This is a genomic window from Streptomyces sp. HUAS MG56, from assembly GCF_058673395.1.
Map to the genome: position 1 here is coordinate 797,880 of NZ_CM178722.1, position 17,180 is coordinate 815,059.

Sequence of the window (17,180 nt, forward strand, 5' to 3'; positions counted from 1 at the left end):
GTGAGTTGCACCGGTTGCACACACGCTCGGGGGTCTCGATGGGACGTGAACCGCTCACGCAGTCAAGCCCATCGAACGCACGCTGTCGTGGCTGGGTGGCTGCCGCCGCCTGCACCGCCCCTACGAGCGCAAGGCCGAGCGCTTCCTCCGCCTTCGTCGGCCTCGCCAGCGCTCTGATCTGTTACCGGCGACTGCTGTGATCAACGATTCTGAGCAGCAACGCCGGCAAACAGAACAGCCGCCGCACCGAGAACGAGCAGGTGAACGGACCCAGCGATCCACAACCGCAGGCCCATCAACCCACCTCCCGCCACGACCGCTGCGCAACCACAGATCCACGCTCCGCGCTGCCCGGCTTGGGCAGTGCGAATGCCGGGGGATCCGAAGTCATCACCCGAGAACATCACATGCATCCCGAGCCAGACAATAAGCATGACCGACACCGGTAGAAGCGCGATCGTGAGCCCAAGATCCAACCACACCGAAGGACGCTGCATGTCCGCCAGCGTGCCGCCCCATCCGCAGATACACCTGAGTATGGGTACTCATCCTGCACACCAACTGAGCGATCAGGTTGCGTCCAAGGAAGTAAGGAAGTGGTGTACGGGTTCGACCTGATACGGGGGTTTGCTCCGGCGTCGGGGTGAGGGCCGCATAGTTGAACGGCCACCGGCTGATCTTCGAGGTGTCGAAGCTCGAAGGAGATCAGCACGATGACCGCACCCGACAGTCTGCCCCTGCACGCCCTCGCCGAGGACAACCTCGCAGCGGCGAGTCCCGATCTGCTGCGCGCGATCGTCAAGACGTTCGCCGACGCGCTCATGTCCGCGGAGGCCGATGCCCTCTGCAACGTCGAAGCCCCACTTGACGATCTTTGGGGTGTCGCCGGGATAAGCGCCAAACCCGCCAGTAGTCTCGGCAGTCATCCGGGCGGGTTGCGACGGGTGCGCAGCGCCAGTACCAGGCAGGCCTTAGTCGCGGCGATGGCGAGTGAAGCGGGCAGCCGTGCCCATGAGGTGCCCTCGACCGGCGCTTGGGCGGCGAGCAGTACCGCTGCGGTCGCGGCGGCGATGTCGGTGCGGGTGTCGCCTGCGGGTGGCCGGGCGGGGCGCTGACACCGACTGTCCAGGCGTCGGTGACGAGCAGGTAGGCGAGTAGCAGGGCGGCGGTGCAGACAACCAGCCAGACCGGGGGGCCGGTGGCCGTGGCGACCACGATCGCCGCGGCCGGCAGCACGGTTGGCTAGGGCGGCGCTATTTGGCTCCACTCAGGGCGACTCCAACGGGCCCCCCTTTGGGGAGGATGCGCGAAGATCAGGCGTCGGCAAGTGGCCCCGGAAGGCGGCTTGCTCTGGGCCCGGGGGCTTCGTGGCTGGACGCCGGTAAACGTGTCGCGTGGTGCTGAGGGTGTCGGGATACTGCCTCGGTGATCCTTACTGCGCTGCCTGAACTGCTTCGTCCTCGTGCGCTGAGGCCCGGAGATCTCGTCGTTGTCGCATCGCTGTCCGGGCCGCTCCATGCCGTTTACGAGCCCGACCTTGAGCAGGCGGTGGTCGTGCTGGAACGGATGGGGTTCCGCGTGCGTCGGGCGCCGCTCCTCGAAGCGGGACGGCACCGTTGGTGGAGTGCGGCTCGGCCGACGGAGATCGCCGAAGAGCTCAATGCTCTTCTGCGGGATCCCGAAGTGCGCGCGATCATCGCGCATGACGGCGGCCAGACGGTGCTCGGTTACCTCGACCTGATCGATGTCGAGGCGATCGTGGCCGACCCCAAGCCGATCCTCGGCTACAGCGACATCTCGCTGCTGCATCTGGTGCTCTACGCGCGCACGGGTCTGGTCGGCTTCCATACCGACGTGGCCACCCCTGGAATCGGCGGGCGTTGGCAGCGCGCGAGCGCAGCACGCAGGGCGGAACTCGAAAAGCTCTACTCGACGCTGCTGACAGGTACGGAGCCGATCGGTGCGCTGCCGTCCACTCCATCGTGGGAGTGCTGGCGTGCTGGTCGCACCGAGGGCCGCCTGATCGGAGGGGTGATCAACCGCATCGTGCTGGCGCAGGCGACGCCCTACGCGCTGCCGCCCGAGTGGTTCGACGGCGCGGTGCTGTTCTGGGAGGAGAGCGGCGGCCAGGCAGCGTATATGTGGAGCTATCTGCAGGTACTGCGGCACGCGGGCATCCTCGATCGGATCTCCGGCATGGTCGTGGGCATCCCGGAGGCGATCGACGGACTCGACTCGCCCGACGGGGCCCCGACCCTGCGCGAGATCGTCCTCGACGTCCTCGGCGACCGTGACATCCCGGTCCTGGGTAACGTCGAGTTCGGACATGCCGGACCGAATCTGCCGATGCCGGTCGGCATCCGCGTCGCCCTCGACGCGCAGCAGCGAACGTTGTCGCTGCTCGAACCGGCGGTACGCCCGGTCACGGTGACCGAACCGGGCGGATGAGCAACGTAGGCCAGCGGGCCGACAGCCTCGGCAACACGCGCCGCAATGCGAGTACGGCGACAGTATTGGGGAACGGCTCAGGGCTATTTCAGCCCGTTGGTCATGTTCGCCTTGGTGCGGGCCAGTCGATAGGACTCCGTTCCGGTCTCGATCAAAGTGGCGTTGAAGGTCAGCCGGTCCACGATGGCCGCGCATAGCCGCGGGTCGGTGAACGTCTTTGACCAGCCGGTGAACGCCTCGTTGGAGGCGATCGCGATGCTGTTCTTCTCCTCGCGCTTGGTGAGAACCTGGAAGAGCATCTCCGCGCCGCGGCGGTCGAGTTCGAGATAGCCGAGCTCGTCGATTTCGAGCAGGTCGACACGTCCGTAGCGGGCGATGGTCTTGCCGAGCTGCTTGTCGTCGGCGGCTTCGACGAGCTCGTTCACCAGGGAAGCCGCAGTGGTGTAGCGGACGCGGAAGTCGGCCATGGCAGCCGCGGTGCCCAAGCCGATCAGCAGGTGGGACTTGCCGGTGCCAGAGTCCCCGATCAGGCACGGCGGGTAGCCCTTGGCGATCCAGTCGCAGGTGGCGAGGTTGTAGATGACGGCCGGATCGACATTGGGGTTGGCGGTGTAGTCGAACTCGCGCAGCGACTTCTCGCGCGGGAAGTGCGCAGCCGGGATGCGGCGTTCGGCCCTGCGGCGGCTGCGGTCGTCGCACTCGGCGAGCAGGAGCTCGGCGAGGAATCCGGCGTAGGAGAGCCCTTCGCGTTCGGCGCGGGCGATGGTGTCGGCGGCCTGCGCCCGCATGGTGGGCAGCCGCAGCATCCGTCAGGCGGTGTCGATCGCGGCGTCGGACGCCTGGGCGGTGAGCGCGTGATGGGCGGCAGTCATGACGAATCCTTCCGGCGCAGGTTCAGCAGTTCGTCCCACTGCTCCAGGCGGGACAGCGGGCGGGCATCCTCAGGCAGGGGCCGGGCCAGACGGCGTGGGGTGAAATGGTTGACCTGCGACAACTGGGGATCTGACAGTTCCGTCGGGTCCGCCGATGCCGGTGTGGCGGTGACGGTGGGCGCCCGGCCGGCTGCCTGGGCGGCCTTGCGGGCTTCCAGGGCGACCACGTCGTCGCTGCAGGTGCCCAGGTCGACGGCGGCCCTCAGGCCCGCCAGCACGTCCGCGTGCTGCTGATGGCGGTGCAGAAGCAGAGCTCTGACCAGGGCCTTCGTTCCATCGATCTCGCGGAGCTGCCGCTGGGCCATGGCCCTGAACGCCTCGTGCTCGGCGGTGAACGTGCCCTCCGCGCGGGCCTGGTGGAGTGCCTCGGAGCGATCCAGGGCGCCGGGCTTGCGCAGCAGCACCTCCAGATAGTGGTCCAGGACCAGGTGCTCCAGACCGCGGCCGGCGAGCCGGGCATGGCGGGCGATCTCGCGGCGGCCCGCGAAGACGACCAGCATGTCGCCGGTCAGGTGGACGGTGACCTTGTGGTCGATGAATCGGACCGGGACGGAGTAGGAGCACATCTTCACCGTGATCCGGCTGTAGCGGTCGACCCGCGGCTGAAAGGTCATCGCCGTCTCGAACGCATCCATCGGCAGCGGCAGCAGGCGCGGCGCCTCCCGCACGAAGTCCTGGCCGATGGTGCGGATCCGTGAGCCGATCCGCCGCTGAAGCTCCCGCTCCTCGAACGCCGTGATCTGCCCGTTGAGGTTCTCCAGCGTCTCCACTCGCGGGACGGGGGTGAGGTAATTGCGCCGGAAGCAGCCGATCTGGCCCTCCACTCCGCCCTTCTCATGGGCGCCGCGCAGTCCGGGCTCGCAGTAGAAGGGGTGAAGCCGAACCTCCGCGAGTTCGCGAATTCTGAGAGGTCCTCGTGGCGAACCCACGGGTCCAGGCTGGCAGGCGGCCTGTATGGGCACTCCGGTTCAGCTTGTGTCGAGATATTTGTTCGCCCTGGCTGGGACCACTGGCTAACGTCTCGACCGTGGACATCACAGATCCCAAGGACCTGGTCCGACGTGGGTACGACGCCGTCTCCTTGCGTTACGACGAGGCATACGGCGCCGAGACGAAGTACCAGTCACTGCTCGGTGACCTGTGCCAGCGGATCCCGGCCGGTGGGACGGTGCTGGACCTGGGCTGCGGCAGCGGGGTGCCGGTCGCACGCACTCTGGCCGCCGCCGGCTACCGGGTCACCGGCATAGACATCAGCGAGGTGCAGATCCGCCGGGCCCGCGAGCGGGTACCTGAGGCAGAGTTCATCCACTCTGATGCCACGGCTGTCTCCTTCGGCGCCGCGTCCTTCGACGCCATCGTCTCCTTCTTCGCCCTGATCCATATTCCACTGGCCGAGCAGCCGCCCCTGCTGCGGAAGATTGCTGGGTGGCTCCGCCCGGGAGGCTGTTTCGTGGCCACCACGGGACACGGCGAGTGGACCGGAATCGAGGAGAACTGGCTCGGGGGCGGCGCCCCGATGTGGTGGAGCCATGCGGATGCTGCCACCAACCGTGAGTGGATCGAACAGGCCGGCTTGACGGTCGAGCGGGAGGAGTTCGTCCCTGAGGGCGACGGCGGACATGCCCTGTTCTGGGCACGCCGCCCATAAAGTTCCAGCTCAGCAGGTACGCGACTCGTGTTCGGCAGCTGAGACGGCGACCGCGGTCGTATAGCGGAGGCTGGTCTTGGCGCCGACGGAGAAGACATGTGCGAGGTGGAGGTGATCCGCGCCCGGCGTTGTCGCCTGCGACCGCCAGGGTGGTCTTCTCGGAGACGCTGGAGGAGGAGCGGCCGCCGGCCCGTTCGATGAGTTCGTTCATCTGGTTGCGGCTGAGCTGTTCCAGCGACCCGGTCAACGCGCCGGTGACCACGACGATCATCCCGGTGAGCGGGCCGGCGGCCGCAGTGGAGGCCGCGGTCGCGCCCTCGGTGCCGGTGTCTGCGGCGGTCGGAGCGAACGTGGCGCCGGGCTCCGTCATGTTCACTCCGGCTGCGGCGAGTTTGTCGATGAGCGGGGCGAGTTCGGCCAGTTCGGCGACGATGGAGGGTGCCTTCTCGGCGCCGATGCCCTCGACCTCTTGCAGGGCGTCGGCGTCGGCGGCACGGATGTTGTCCATGGTCGCGAAGTGCCGGGCGATCCGCCGGGACATGGAGCGGCCCGTCCCGCGGACGCCGAGTGCGCACAGCACCCGCAACAGCGGCTGAGTCTTGGCCTGGGTCAGGGCGGCCAGCAGGTTGTCGCTGCTCGTTTCAGCCATCCGCTGCAGTGAGAGCAGTTGGTCGCGGGTGAGGGCGAACAGGTCGGCGAGATCGGTGACCAGGCCGGCTTCCACGAGTTGCACGACACGGGTGGTGCCGAGGCCGTCGATGTCGAGCTGGTCACGGCCGGCGGCGTAGGTGAGGGAGGCGACCAGGTGGCAGTTGCGGCCCTGCTCGCAGCGCCAGCGTTCCTCGGTGGTGTCGATGCCGGACCCGCATCGCGGGGGCACACCTACGGGAACACGATGGGCTGCTCGGCGCCGGTGCGCGGGTGGGCGACGGGGGCCTCGATGCGTGGGATGACGTCGCCGGCGCGGTGGACCATGACGTGGTCGCCCAGACGCAGATCGCGGCGGGTGATGTCGGCCGGGTCGTGCAGCGTGGCGTAGGTGAGGGTGGAGCCGTCGATCTCGACCGGTTCCAGGACGCCGCGCGGGGCGATGATTCCGGTGCGGCCCACGTTCCACTCCACTTCGAGCAGCCGGGTGATCTTCTCGGCGGCGGGCAGCTTGTAGGCGATCGCCCAGCACGGGGTCCGCGATCCCGATCCGGCGGCCTGCTGGTCGGCGTCTCGCCATAAGGCGGCCGCGGGGGCTCACCGCGTCAGAGTCGCTCAGGCGGCTTGGATGTGCTCATCGGTCGCCCGTGTGCGGGTGGAGGGGGCGTGGCAGTGGCTGACGCCAGTCGCCCAGCGTCGTGAGGAGAAACTGGCGGGCGAGAGGACGTATTGCGTCCCACACCGGATCTGTGACCAGGGCGTTGGCCCAGAGGGGGACGCGGCATACGGCCTCGGCCTCGGCGAGGCAACGGCCGATGGCCTGAAGATCCCGCAGATTCTCGGGTTCAACGGCTCCGCGCTCCGCGAGTCCCTCGGAGATGCGGCAGAGGAGTTCCACCTCTTCAACGACAGACTCTGTCTCCAGCTCCCGTTCACCCAGCCAGGCAAGCTGAGCCTGAGGGTCGGCTGCGAGGAGAGCCACAAAACGCAGCGTCCAAGTACGCAGGTGCGCGTCGCCGAGAAGATTCATGCGTGCAGGATCGCACCTAGCTCCCGCCAGACGTGATCGATGACCCGGAGGGGCGGCAATGGCAGGCGCGGCGCCCGCGGATGTTGAACCCCGAGTGCCGCTGCCTCAATCGGACAGCGCCGGACAGCGGTCCTCCCGAAGTGGCGCCCATCTGCTGTTCGTTCTCATGAACATAACCAAGGCGTTCACGAAGCGGGCGGGGCACGCGCGGGTGCCGTACGGGCACGGGGAGGGCGCACCCGCTCGGCCAGTGGTTCGCCGAACAGCGGCGCGCCTACTCAGCTGGGCAGATGACGGGCAAACGGGCCGGGCGGCTGGAGCAGCTCGGCATGGTCTGGTCGGTCGCCGACGAGCGGTTCGAGGAGAACCTGGAGGCCGCCCGCGCGTATTACGAGGTCCACTGGACCCTGCGCGCACCCAGGACGGCAACCGCCCTGGACCGACCGGTGGGACAGCGACTGTCCAACCTGCGCCGGCCCGGGGCCCTCAACGGCCACTCGACGTGGAAGGCCGCGCTGGAAGCGGTCGATGAGCACTGGAACCCGGACTGGACTCCGGACTGGCAGCGGCACTATGCCGCGCTGTGCGAGCTGGTCGGCGAGGAAGAGGGCCAAGCGGACGTCCTGCCCGGCGTCACGGTCCACCGCATGGACATCGGGAAGCGGCTCGCCAGGCAACGCCGGCACAACACGTGGCAGGGCCTGATGGCCAAGTAGCGCGAGCTGCCGGAGACAGTCGGCGTCGTGCCACACCCGCCGGAGCAGGAAGCACCCGCCGAAGTCCGAAAGGCGGGCTCTGGGGCCTTCGAGCGGGGTGTCGCGGCCCCCTGGACGCAGCACAATGCCCGCACGGGCCCTGTACGGCCCATCAGTCAATCCCCTCTCCCCCACTCTTTGGAGTGACCTGGACGTGAGTGAGCCGCGGCAGGTGGCACCAGGGCTCACTAGGGTTGCCTTGGTGCCGCCTCTTCGAGGGGGATCCGGTCGCCGCGGGATTCGCGTGCCGTGTCAGCCAGAACGTCGGCGTTCCGTGCCCGTTCCTTGTCGCGTGTTCACCGGATCCGTTCGACCTGCTTGTTCGATGTCCCGGTCGTACACTTGGAGTCGCTCCACCGACAACGTTGTCAGTGTTCCACTCGGCCCCGTCCGCCTGTTCGGCTGGCGGCCGGCGCACGGCGGCAAGAACGGAGGCGTTGAGCGAGTCCCGGCGAAGGTTTCCGGGGCGAGGATGCTTTTGTCACGGCGGTCGGCCTTTCACGCTGTCAGGGAGTATCGCGTTGCGCTGGTCCCGCGCAGGTTGCGAGGCATGGTGCTCCCGATCCTGACTGCAGCTATTGCCGAAGACCTCCCGCGCACGTCTTGCTGCCGGGCCGTACTGGCTCGGGAGATCTGCAGAAGTCTCCCGCCCGGTGCCCGCCGTCGCCACCCATCGAGCACACCTACGTGGGGACGATGCCATGAGGACTGTGAGCGCACTGATATCCGGCACCTCTCTCACGGGCCTGTGTCTGCCCGATCTGCTGGCCCGGCAGGCCGCTTTGCGTCCAGAGGCCACGGCGGTCACCTTCCGCGACGAACGGCTCAGCTACCGTGAACTCGACCGGCAGAGCCGCGACTTGGGTGACCGTCTTGCCCGGCTCGGCGTCGGCCCCGAGACATGTGTCGGTCTGTTCACCGAGCCGTCCCTGGAATTGATGATCGGGGTGTGGGGCATTCTGGGCGCGGGGGCCGCCTATCTGCCGCTGTCCCTGGACTACCCCGAGGACCGGCTGCGCTACATGATCGAGGATTCCGGGGCGCCCGTCATTGTGACGCAAGAACACCTGCGCGAGCGTCTGGCGGCCATGGCCCCCCGGGACGTCCTGGTGCTCACGTCGGACGAGGTGACGCCGGGCCTGGGTGAGCGCGCCTCCGCACTGGAGGGGCAGCCGGGCCATCTCGCGTATGTCATCTACACCTCGGGCAGCACGGGCCGGCCCAAGGGGGTGGGGATCGAGAACCGGGCCGTCGAGAGCCAGCTTCGCTGGCTCGCCTCCCGCGGCTATCTCGGACCGCAGGTCACCATCCTGCAGAAGACGCCCATGAGTTTCGACGCCGCCCAGTGGGAGATCCTCGCCCCGGCCGCCGGTGCCCATGTCGTCATGGGCACCCCGGGCATCCACCGGGACCCGCAGGCCATCGCCGAGGCCGTGCGCGCCCACGGTGTCACCCACCTGCAGTGCGTGCCGACGCTGCTCCAGGCCCTCCTGGACACCGAGGAGTTCGCCTCCTGCACCTCGCTGCGGCGTGTCTTCTCCGGCGGCGAGGCGCTCACCCACAAACTGGCCCGCGACTTCTTCCACGGGCTGCCGGGCGCGTGTCTGGTCAACCTCTACGGGCCGACCGAGACCACCATCAACGCCACCTTCCACGAGGTGGACCCCGCGGCCATCGACGGCGGCACGTCCTGCACGGTGCCCATCGGCGTACCGGTGACCGGCGTTACGGCGTATGTCCTGGACGAGAACCTGGCACCGGTCGACATCGCTGTGGCCGGCGAGCTGTATCTGGGCGGCGCGCAGCTGGCCCGTGGCTATCTGGGCCGCCCTGGGCAGACGCTGGAGCGCTTCGTCGCCTCGCCGTTCGAGCCGGGCGAGCGCCTGTACCGCACGGGGGATGTGTGCCTGTGGAACCCGGACGGCACCCTGCAGTTCGCGGGCCGCGCCGACAACCAGGTCAAGCTGCGCGGCTATCGCGTGGAGCTGGAGGAGGTGGCCTCGCGCATCGAGGAGCACACCTGGGTGCGCCGCGCCGCCGCGATCGTCACCGACGAGGTGCGCACCGGCCATCCGGCGCTGGTCGCGTGCGTCGAGCTGAACCCCCGTACGGCAGCCGTCATGGACCAGGGCTCGCACGGCGCCCACCACCAGTCCAAGGCGTCGAAACTCCAGGTCAAGGCACAGCTGTCCAACCCGGGCCTGCGCGAGCCGGCCCAACTGGCGGGCCGCCCGGCCATCGCCCTGCCCGGCCGTGCGGAGACCGCCGTGCAGCGCCGGGAGACCTTCGCCCGCAAGACGTACCGCTTCTACGACGGCGGCCCGGTCACCCGTGAGGACCTCCTCGCCGTGCTCGCACCGCGCCCGGTCCCGGAGTCCTCCCGGCCGCTGAGCGAGCTGAGCCCGGCCGAACTGGGCCGGATCCTGCGCTGGTTCGGCCAGTTCCACAGCGAGGAACGGCTGCTGCCGAAGTACTCCTACGCCTCACCGGGCGCCCTGTACGCCACCCAGCTGTACGTCGAGTCCGGTGGCGTCGCGGGTCTCGCGCCCGGCGTGTACTACTACCATCCGGTCGACCACAGCCTGGTCCGCGTCGGTGGCGGCACCGGCCGCTGCCCGGACGGCGGGCTGCTGGTGCACTTCCTCGGCAAGCGGCAAGCGATCGAACCCGTCTACCGGACCAACATCCAGGAAGTGCTGGAATTCGAGACCGGCCATATGCTCGGCGTGTTCGAACGGGTGCTGCCCGCCCACGGTCTGACCATCGCCCCGCTCGGCCACTTCCCGCCGGTCAAGGACGTCCTGGACGTCGCCGAGGAGGACCACTACCTCGGCACCTTCGAGATCACCGCGAACGACGGCCGGCCCCGCCAGGACCCCACCGAGCTGTATGTCCAGGCCCACCCGGGCCGCATCCAGGGCCTGCCCGGCGGTCAGTACCGCTACCGCGACGGGGCGCTGGAGCGCATCGGCGACGAGCTGATCGAGGCCCGGCACGTCATCGCCATCAACCAGGGCGTGTACGCCCGCGCGAGCTTCGCCATCAGCGCGGTCAGCCGGGCCGCCGAACCCTGGCTGGAGTACATCGCCCTCGGCACCCGACTGCACCACTTCCAGCGCACGCCGGGCTTCGGCTTCATGTCCTCGGGCTACTCCTCCAAGTCCGGGCACCCGCTGCCCGCCGCCCGCCGCCTCGACGACATCCTCGGCTCGGCCGGCATCCCCGCCGGCCCGTCGTACTTCTTCCTCGGCGGCCGCGTCAGCGACGAGCAGGTGGCCGGCGAGGACATGTACGAGGACGCGGTCCACACCCAGGGGCCCGCGGAGATGATCCGCGACGAACTGGCCCGCTCCCTGCCCGACTTCATGCTCCCGAACCGGGTCCTCGTCCTCGACGCACTGCCGCTGACGGCCAACGGCAAGGTCGACACCAAAGCCCTGGCCGCCTCCCCCGAGGTGACCGCCGCCCGGCAGCCCGGCGTGTGCGTGGCACCGGCCACACCGACCGAGCAATGGCTGGCCGAGGTCTGGGGCACGGCGCTGAAGTACGAGGACGTCTCCAGCGAGGACGACTTCTTCGCCTGCGGCGGCAACTCACTGATCGCCGTGGCCCTCGTCAACCGCATCAACAAGCACTTCGGCACCCGCCTCCCGCTCCAAGTCCTCTTCGAGACACCGAAGCTGCGCGACCTGGCCGCCCGCGTCGACGACAACGCGACCGCAGCGGCCTCCCGGATGATCCCGCTCGCCCGGGACGGCGGCTTCGCCCCGGTCTTCTGCTGGCCCGGCCTCGGCGGCTACCCGATGAACCTGCGCCTGCTGGGCCAGCAGGCCAACCTGGACCGCCCCTTCTACGGCATCCAGGCGCACGGCATCAACGCCGGAGAGATCCCGTACGACACCATCCGCGAGACGGCCGCCGCGGACCTCGCGGAGATCCGCCGCATCCAGCCCAGCGGCCCCTACACCCTGTGGGGCTACTCCTTCGGTGCCCGCATCGCCTTCGAGACGGCCTGGCAGCTGGAACAGGCCGGGGAGAAGGTCGAGCGCCTGTTCCTGATCTGCCCCGGCAACCCCAAGGTCCGCCAGGAGAACGGCAACACCCACGGCCGGGAGGCGTCCTACGACAACCCGGCGTACGTCACGATCCTCTTCTCCGTCTTCACCGGCACGATCCACGGCCCCGCCCTGGACGCCTGCCTGGAACGGACCCACGACGAGGACAGCTTCGTCACCTGCATCCACGATCAGCTGCCGTCCCTGGACGAGGACACGATCCGCCGCATCACCCGCATCGTCACCATCACCTACGAGTTCGACTACACCTTCCGCGAACTGACCGAACGCACGGTGCAGGCACCCATCACCCTCTTCAAGGCCCGAGGAGACGACTACTCCTTCATCGAGTCCCACACCGCATACTCGGCCACGCCGCCCACCGTCGTCCCACTGCAGGGCGACCACTACAGCATCCTGAAACCCCACGGCCTGCCGGAACTGCTCACCGCGACCCGAACCGCGATGGGCCACTGAACGGCGTTGTCAGGTTGTCCGTGTGCTGGATGCTGAGGGGTGTGCCCGGGCGTGGTGAGGCCGGTGACGGTGGTGTGTTCCGGCCGTGGTCGGCACGCAGGTGACTGGTTCCAGATGGCGAACCGGCCGGCACGTCCGACGCGACCGACGAGCCGTGCCGCCGGCACCGGCCCGACGCCGGGCGTGTTCATCAGCGTGCTGCCTGCGGAATCGACCAGTTCCTCCATGCGTACGGCATTCTCCGCCAGCCGCTCGTCCAGCGCCCGGATCTCCGTGACCAGGCCTCAGCCAGGTGCTTGCTGACCGTTTCGACGTCGCCGGCGGGGCGGGCGGTACGCAGCAGCGCGGCGGCCTGGTGCGCCGACGGCTGCGGCGGGGCACCGCCGGGCAGCAGATCACGCAACACCGCGTCCAACTGGTTGACGGTACGAACTCGAGCCTGCGCGAGGTTGACGCGTCGTTCGTCGAGCAGGGCCAGAGCCGTGGTGTGATCGTCCGTGTTCACCTCACGCCTGTCTCCGTCGATGTGGGCCGCGGCAGCCGCGGCGGCATCGATCCGGTCGTTCTTGCGGCCGCCACCACGGGTGAGTTGACGGACGCGGCTGGTCGCCGAGGCAGGTACATCCACGACGGTCTCGCCGCGGGCGACGAGCCACTGGGCCAGGTGCCGGCCGAGCCCATTGGCGTTCTCCACCACCCACTTGTGCTGCGGCCAGCGGCGACCCCAGGTCGGGAGACGCCGGTAATCCGCGAGGTCTGCTTCGATCCTCAGCGAACCGGCCTGCTGATTCGAGGCAGGGTCGACGGCGGTAGCGGTGCGAGCGGACTTGTGCGGGTCAACGCCGAGCGATATCACGAGTTCGCTCCTCACTGCCGGACGACGGGACGTCCACTGCCGACACGTCGACTTCGGGAACACCGCCGCCCGGACACGCCTCTGTCGAGACACCCGCGAAGCCACGACGGACCTCCGCCGCCCCTGGGAGAAACCGGCCAAGCCCGCACGGCTCACCCCGGCCCGCGTTCGCCGGGAGTTTCGGAACCTCCGCCCGCACCTGCACTGTCCGGCCCGTGCACCAAAACCCTCAACACCTGGAGCTCTCGGGGCGCCTGGCCCGGCAAGGTGCCACGCTGTCCGTCCGTGCGTCGGTCACTTGACGTTCTCAACGATCTCCAGCGGCACGCGCTCGAAGAAGGTGACCGATTCCTCACGCCACCGTGGCCGTCAGCCGACGGCCACCATGGAGGCCTGCTCCGCGTAGTGCAGCACGTCTGATTTCATCCTGACTGACACACCGCAGCGTTCACCGATTTCCCGGATGGTGCTGATGGTTTCCGGCGTACAGGACGGGTCGCCGAGCGCGGCCTCGACCACGGCAAGGTCCGTGCCATCGGCGGCTCTGTCCCGTGATCGTGTCGACGCCCGGCCGGGTCTGCGCCTCGACCATGCAGTTGCGCCTCCCGTGGCGGATGTCGAGGCCAGTCGGCTTGCCCGTGGCGGCTGTCAACCGTTCCCGCCTTAAATCGACTCAGGCACATGCAAGCGGCGTCAGTATGAGAACTGCCAGAAGGTGCTCGCGCTCGCTGACGAACTGGCGACGGGCACCATCGACACGGGGATGGCCGCTTCGGACGCGGCGCTCGGCCTGGCGGCGCTGCTCGGGCAGCGGCCATTCACACCGTCCGGTCTGCGCCGGACCGGAGACCCGGGCTAGCGGAAATCGGACACGACGTCGGACACGACGGGATCCGCCACCGGGGCCTCCGGCCGGCGGGTGGGGAGGGCGATACTTCTTTGTCCGGCGGGCCGCCCGGGACCAGTCCGGCGGCTCATCCTTGGTTGCCGAATTCCTGGTAGATGGACGCCAGGAAGGTGGACAGGTGGGTGAATTCGGTCTGGTCGTGCAAGAGCATCTCGTAGGCGAAACCGAGTGCCTCGGCACGTTCCTCGTCGGTCCTGTAGGTCTTGCCGCGGTCGAAGATGTATCGGCTGCGGAGTTCGAAACCGTCGGCCGTGGTACGAACGAGGTGGAGCATGACGCCGTTGTTGATGCTGAGCTTGCCGCACGCGTGGGCTCTGATCTCGGAGCCGGCGAAGCGGTTGGTGTCGAAGCCCAGTTCGGAGGGGTGGCGGAACTGGATGGTCAGCTCCGAGCGCATGGGGCCGATGTACTCGATGATGTCGTGGGTGTTGCCGATGTAGCGATCGATGTCGGCGACACCGGGCCGGGTGAGGATGTCCTGGTCGCGGGGGATGGCCTGCTGATGGTTGTAGGGGTACCACAGTGAGTAGCGCTCGGGCTCGACGGAGTGCCACCAGAACCACCAGGTGAACATCTCCGGTGTGCAGCCGGGGAAGCGGGTGAGACTGGTGACGTACGGGTGGCCGTCGTCGGTGATGCAGAAGCCGGTCTCGACCTTGTGGTAGCCGGCGTCCAGCAGGGTGTTGAGGTCCTCGGGCGAGCTGGTGATGGCAGCGCTGGAGGGCATGGCGCCCTGGATGGCGGGCATCACGTCGTCGTGGAGCCACAGGTCGCCGTTGAAGTACTTGGCGTACGGCTTGCCCTTGATGCGTTCGCTGTTGCGCCGGAACAGATCCTGGGTGGCGACTGGATAGTAGGTCACGGGAAGCATGGCAACGCCCTTCTTCTGTCAGTCGTTGACGTGACGAGCGGACTCGCCGCCGTCCGGAGCGGGGGCATCGGCTGTAGTGCCGGGTCGGCGGCGCAGCCGGGTGAGCAGCAGACGTCCCCCGGATTCGCCGATGACGATGCCCACCAGTCCGACGAGCGCAATCCACGGCGGGGCCGGGGTAGGCACGCCCATGAGCCAGCACAGGAATCCGGCGAGGATGCCGGCACCGAGGGAGAGCGCGTAGCGGACGACGGCGCGGCTCATGCGATCGCTTCGAGAATGCCGAAGCCGATCAGCATGCCGGCCAGCCCGGTCAGCGCGACCGGAGGCGGCGCCGGGGAAGGCACCCTGATCAGCGCGTACATGATTCCGAGGCCGATTCCGGCACCCAGTGCCCGGGCGTACGAGAGCACCCTTCACCTCCTGCGATCACGACGCCGCCCACCTGGCCACCCAGCGATGTGGACGGAGCGACCCGTCGCGAAGGCCTACTTTCCCTGAGCTTCTGTCCTTCGCATCGATAGTCTTCAATGGCCGGTGCAGACGCATGCCGGCACGGCCGACGGAGTGAAGGAGGACATCTCCTGCGAGGCCACGGCCCCGATCGGACGCCTACGCGCGGGCCGACTCCCAGCTCGTGGGTTCGGCGTCGAGTTCGATGTCGAGGGTCTCAAGGAGCCGGGCGGTCATCATGGAGTGGCCCGCGAGGAGGGCGACCGTGGCCATTCCCTGCTCGCCCAGTGCCTTGACGGCCTCATCGAATGCGGCGGTGGCCTTCGGGGGGCGTGCTACTCGTCGACGAACCACAGGACGGCCGCCTGCTCCACGGTCAGCTCGTCAATGCGGCCGGCTTCCAGCGCGGCGACTTCTCCGTCGGTGACGCCGACGGACTGGGCAATGCCGATGTGCTGCATCCGCTCGTGAGCGCTGTGGCTGGGTGCGCCCACCCGGAGGATGACCAGCTCGCGGAGCTTCGGGTCCAGGGGGGTCGTGGGAAGGCTGTGCCCAGGAACAGGTAGCCGTCGGCGATCTCGGCCGTCTGCACAGCAGTCCGCCGGTCAGTTTGCCGGGAACCGGTCGTACGCGGCGCGGTCCGCGTCCGGCATCGTGGCGAGGTCGGGGAGGTCGATGCATGCCATGGTGGTTCATGCCTTCCGTGATGGGGCGCAGCCGCTGTCGTGTGCGTGGAGGCGGGCGATGCCGACGGCTTTCACGATGGGCATGCGCAGGGGGTCGCCGTGGCCGGTGGGAATGACGTCGGCGTCGAGGACTTCCAGGGCAACCAGTGCCGCCAGCGCGTCCTGCAGCGGATGGGCGAAGAACCAGGGGCACAGTTGTGGTCCGTCGAAGAGCGAGGTCGGGTGCGCGGTGAGCAGGGCGTCTCCGGTGATCACTGCGTGGGAGTCCGGCAGGTGGAAGGCGGCGTGACCGGAGGTGTGGCCGTGATTGGGCACCGCGACCGGCCGTCCCGGAAGCGGTCCGGCGCCGTCCGGTGCCGGCCAGGCAGCCGTCGATCAGGGCGGGGCGGAGCTGGATGTGTCGTAGGCTCCGCCGGAGGGTGCGTTCGAGGTTGCCGTCGTCGGTGAAGGCGCTGAGCCGCTTGTCTGGAGTCACGACGGCCGCGTAACGCAGTTCCTCGCGGCCGGTCCAGCACTCGTGGGCCGATACGCCAACGCCACACCTGCTACTCGGGCCGTCCTGGACGCCGCGATCGATGCCCGCCACCGCTGAGCGTCGCCGTGGCCGCGCTGGGGCCGAGGACCAACGCGACGGCGCTGGAGGGGATCTAGACGGTGCAGCGCTCAGCCGTGCTCGGGCGGCGTGAGCAGGCGCCGGAAGTCGCCCTGCCCGCCGCTGCGGTGGGCGGCCAGCAGGCGCAGCGCGCGCGGGACATCGCCCTGCTCGAAGGCACACACGATGCCCTCGTGCTCATCGAGGATGGCCCGCGCCCGCTCGTGGTCGCCGACGGCGGCCGCCCGCCGGTAGGACAGGGCGCGGTGCGGTTCGAGGGCTTCCCACAGCTGTGTGACGAAGCGCAGCAGCCACTCGTTGTCGCACCGCTCGAGCAGGGCGAAGTGGAAGCGCCGGTTGGCGCCTATCACGGCCAGGGCGTCGGCCGCGTCGACGGCCGCGGCCTGTTCCACAAGGGCGGTGCGCATCGCCGCGACGTCCTGCTCGCGCAGCCGGGCCGCCGCGCACTGCTCGGCCTCGGCCTCGAGCAGCTCGCGGACCCGGAAGATGCCGCTGACGCTGTCGGGGCTGAGTTCGGTGACGGTGTAGCCGCGCTGGGGCACGTAGGTGACGATGCCCTCACCCGCGAGCGTCTTGAGTGCCTCGCGCACCGGGATGACGCTCAGCCCGAGCTGCTCGGCGGCTGCGCTCTGCCGGATCGGTGCGCCGGGCGCGAGGTCGCCGCGCACGATGGCCTCGCGCAGCTCGACCAGGGCCGCGGCCTCGGCGGTACGAGGGAGAGAGGTTCGTTTCAGTGCCACCCCGGCATCTTAGCGAGCCACTCCACAAAACTAGATGTTATATATTCTAATGGGAGTGGCT

The 17,180-nt window shown here is 68.8% G+C and carries 15 protein-coding genes and 6 pseudogenes; 7 read left to right on the plus strand and 14 right to left on the minus strand.

Going from position 1 to position 17,180, the window contains the following annotated elements:
• Positions 1-200: 200 nt before the first annotated feature.
• Positions 201-497 carry a hypothetical protein gene (locus tag AC4OXY_RS03935; RefSeq protein WP_376295576.1) on the minus strand — a complete coding sequence of 99 codons (297 nt, stop codon included), beginning with the start codon at positions 495-497 and terminating at the stop codon, positions 201-203.
• A 216-nt stretch (positions 498-713) separates the two neighbouring features.
• On the opposite strand from AC4OXY_RS03935, the pseudogene AC4OXY_RS03940 reads away from it, so the two are divergent.
• Positions 714-848, plus strand: a pseudogene (locus AC4OXY_RS03940) (IS256 family transposase); the annotation flags it as partial.
• 577 nt (positions 849-1,425) lie between these two features.
• Complete coding sequence (locus tag AC4OXY_RS03945) at positions 1,426-2,448, plus strand: S66 peptidase family protein (RefSeq protein WP_376295577.1); 1,023 nt, start codon at positions 1,426-1,428, stop codon at positions 2,446-2,448.
• Between the two features lie 83 nt (positions 2,449-2,531).
• On the opposite strand, the pseudogene istB reads toward AC4OXY_RS03945, so the two are convergent.
• Together istB and AC4OXY_RS03955 are read right to left on the minus strand one after the other, a co-directional pair.
• A pseudogene (istB, locus tag AC4OXY_RS03950) lies at positions 2,532-3,320 on the minus strand (IS21-like element helper ATPase IstB).
• Positions 3,317-4,309 (minus strand): Mu transposase domain-containing protein, encoded by a 993-nt coding sequence (locus AC4OXY_RS03955; RefSeq protein ID WP_402067959.1) that lies wholly within the window; start codon positions 4,307-4,309, stop codon positions 3,317-3,319. The pseudogene istB and the gene AC4OXY_RS03955 overlap by 4 nt, the downstream one beginning before the upstream one ends.
• A gap of 98 nt (positions 4,310-4,407) precedes the next feature.
• On the opposite strand from AC4OXY_RS03955, the gene AC4OXY_RS03960 reads away from it, so the two are divergent.
• Complete coding sequence (locus AC4OXY_RS03960) at positions 4,408-5,028, plus strand: class I SAM-dependent methyltransferase (protein ID WP_356040391.1); 621 nt, start codon at positions 4,408-4,410, stop codon at positions 5,026-5,028.
• A 121-nt stretch (positions 5,029-5,149) separates the two neighbouring features.
• On the opposite strand, the pseudogene AC4OXY_RS03965 reads toward AC4OXY_RS03960, so the two are convergent.
• Together AC4OXY_RS03965 and AC4OXY_RS03970 are read right to left on the minus strand one after the other, a co-directional pair.
• A pseudogene (locus AC4OXY_RS03965) lies at positions 5,150-6,246 on the minus strand (helix-hairpin-helix domain-containing protein); the annotation flags it as partial.
• A gap of 64 nt (positions 6,247-6,310) precedes the next feature.
• Positions 6,311-6,706 (minus strand): hypothetical protein, encoded by a 396-nt coding sequence (locus tag AC4OXY_RS03970; protein WP_376295581.1) that lies wholly within the window; start codon positions 6,704-6,706, stop codon positions 6,311-6,313.
• Positions 6,707-6,996: 290 nt separating this feature from the next.
• Between AC4OXY_RS03970 and AC4OXY_RS03975 the strand changes: the two genes are divergently transcribed.
• Positions 6,997-7,422 carry a helicase associated domain-containing protein gene (locus AC4OXY_RS03975; RefSeq protein WP_376295582.1) on the plus strand — a complete coding sequence of 142 codons (426 nt, stop codon included), beginning with the start codon at positions 6,997-6,999 and terminating at the stop codon, positions 7,420-7,422.
• A 740-nt stretch (positions 7,423-8,162) separates the two neighbouring features.
• Positions 8,163-11,993: a non-ribosomal peptide synthetase family protein gene (locus AC4OXY_RS03980; RefSeq protein ID WP_491993165.1), complete on the plus strand. Its 3,831-nt coding sequence runs from the start codon at positions 8,163-8,165 to the stop codon at positions 11,991-11,993.
• A gap of 190 nt (positions 11,994-12,183) precedes the next feature.
• On the opposite strand, the gene AC4OXY_RS03985 is transcribed toward AC4OXY_RS03980, so the two are convergent.
• Entirely contained in the window at positions 12,184-13,005 is an 822-nt protein-coding gene (locus AC4OXY_RS03985; protein WP_491993166.1) for an IS110 family transposase, read from the minus strand.
• On the opposite strand from AC4OXY_RS03985, the pseudogene AC4OXY_RS03990 reads away from it, so the two are divergent.
• A pseudogene (locus AC4OXY_RS03990) lies at positions 12,935-13,255 on the plus strand (NF041680 family putative transposase); the annotation flags it as partial. The gene AC4OXY_RS03985 and the pseudogene AC4OXY_RS03990 overlap by 71 nt on opposite strands.
• Here the strand turns inward: AC4OXY_RS03990 and AC4OXY_RS03995 are convergent.
• Complete coding sequence (locus AC4OXY_RS03995) at positions 13,219-13,368, minus strand: hypothetical protein (protein ID WP_491993167.1); 150 nt, start codon at positions 13,366-13,368, stop codon at positions 13,219-13,221. The pseudogene AC4OXY_RS03990 and the gene AC4OXY_RS03995 sit on opposite strands and share 37 nt — an antisense overlap.
• A 196-nt stretch (positions 13,369-13,564) precedes the next feature.
• Between AC4OXY_RS03995 and AC4OXY_RS04000 the strand changes: the two genes are divergently transcribed.
• On the plus strand, positions 13,565-13,708 hold the full coding sequence (locus AC4OXY_RS04000) for a hypothetical protein (protein ID WP_491993168.1): 144 nt from the start codon (positions 13,565-13,567) through the stop codon (positions 13,706-13,708).
• Between the two features lie 115 nt (positions 13,709-13,823).
• On the opposite strand, the gene AC4OXY_RS04005 is transcribed toward AC4OXY_RS04000, so the two are convergent.
• From AC4OXY_RS04005 to AC4OXY_RS04035, 7 genes and pseudogenes are all read right to left on the minus strand, one after another.
• Positions 13,824-14,618 carry a DAPG hydrolase family protein gene (locus AC4OXY_RS04005; protein ID WP_491993169.1) on the minus strand — a complete coding sequence of 265 codons (795 nt, stop codon included), beginning with the start codon at positions 14,616-14,618 and terminating at the stop codon, positions 13,824-13,826.
• Positions 14,619-14,645: 27 nt separating this feature from the next.
• Positions 14,646-14,891: a DUF1427 family protein gene (locus AC4OXY_RS04010; protein ID WP_356038974.1), complete on the minus strand. Its 246-nt coding sequence runs from the start codon at positions 14,889-14,891 to the stop codon at positions 14,646-14,648.
• Positions 14,888-15,040 carry a DUF1427 family protein gene (locus AC4OXY_RS04015; RefSeq protein WP_491993170.1) on the minus strand — a complete coding sequence of 51 codons (153 nt, stop codon included), beginning with the start codon at positions 15,038-15,040 and terminating at the stop codon, positions 14,888-14,890. Before AC4OXY_RS04015 ends, AC4OXY_RS04010 begins: the two co-directional genes overlap by 4 nt.
• 375 nt (positions 15,041-15,415) lie before the next feature.
• A complete protein-coding gene (locus AC4OXY_RS04020) occupies positions 15,416-15,610 on the minus strand; it encodes a carboxymuconolactone decarboxylase family protein (RefSeq protein WP_491994775.1) in 195 nt (64 codons plus the stop codon).
• Between the two features lie 162 nt (positions 15,611-15,772).
• Positions 15,773-16,084: pseudogene (locus AC4OXY_RS04025) on the minus strand (MBL fold metallo-hydrolase); the annotation flags it as partial.
• A gap of 31 nt (positions 16,085-16,115) precedes the next feature.
• Positions 16,116-16,220: pseudogene (locus tag AC4OXY_RS04030) on the minus strand (transposase); the annotation flags it as partial.
• Positions 16,221-16,429: 209 nt separating this feature from the next.
• Complete coding sequence (locus AC4OXY_RS04035; RefSeq protein WP_356038985.1) at positions 16,430-17,119, minus strand: GntR family transcriptional regulator; 690 nt, start codon at positions 17,117-17,119, stop codon at positions 16,430-16,432.
• Between the last annotated feature and the right edge of the window lie 61 nt (positions 17,120-17,180).

Bases quoted from the DNA above. Each gene is read 5' to 3' on its own strand.
- AC4OXY_RS03970 (WP_376295581.1), bottom strand. From the start codon at position 6,706: ATGAATCTTCTCGGCGACGCGCACCTGCGTACTTGGACGCTGCGTTTT.
- AC4OXY_RS03975 (WP_376295582.1), top strand. From the start codon at position 6,997: ATGACGGGCAAACGGGCCGGGCGGCTGGAGCAGCTCGGCATGGTCTGG.
- AC4OXY_RS03935 (WP_376295576.1), bottom strand. From the start codon at position 497: ATGCAGCGTCCTTCGGTGTGGTTGGATCTTGGGCTCACGATCGCGCTT.
- AC4OXY_RS03980 (WP_491993165.1), top strand. From the start codon at position 8,163: ATGAGGACTGTGAGCGCACTGATATCCGGCACCTCTCTCACGGGCCTG.
- AC4OXY_RS04010 (WP_356038974.1), bottom strand. From the start codon at position 14,891: ATGAGCCGCGCCGTCGTCCGCTACGCGCTCTCCCTCGGTGCCGGCATC.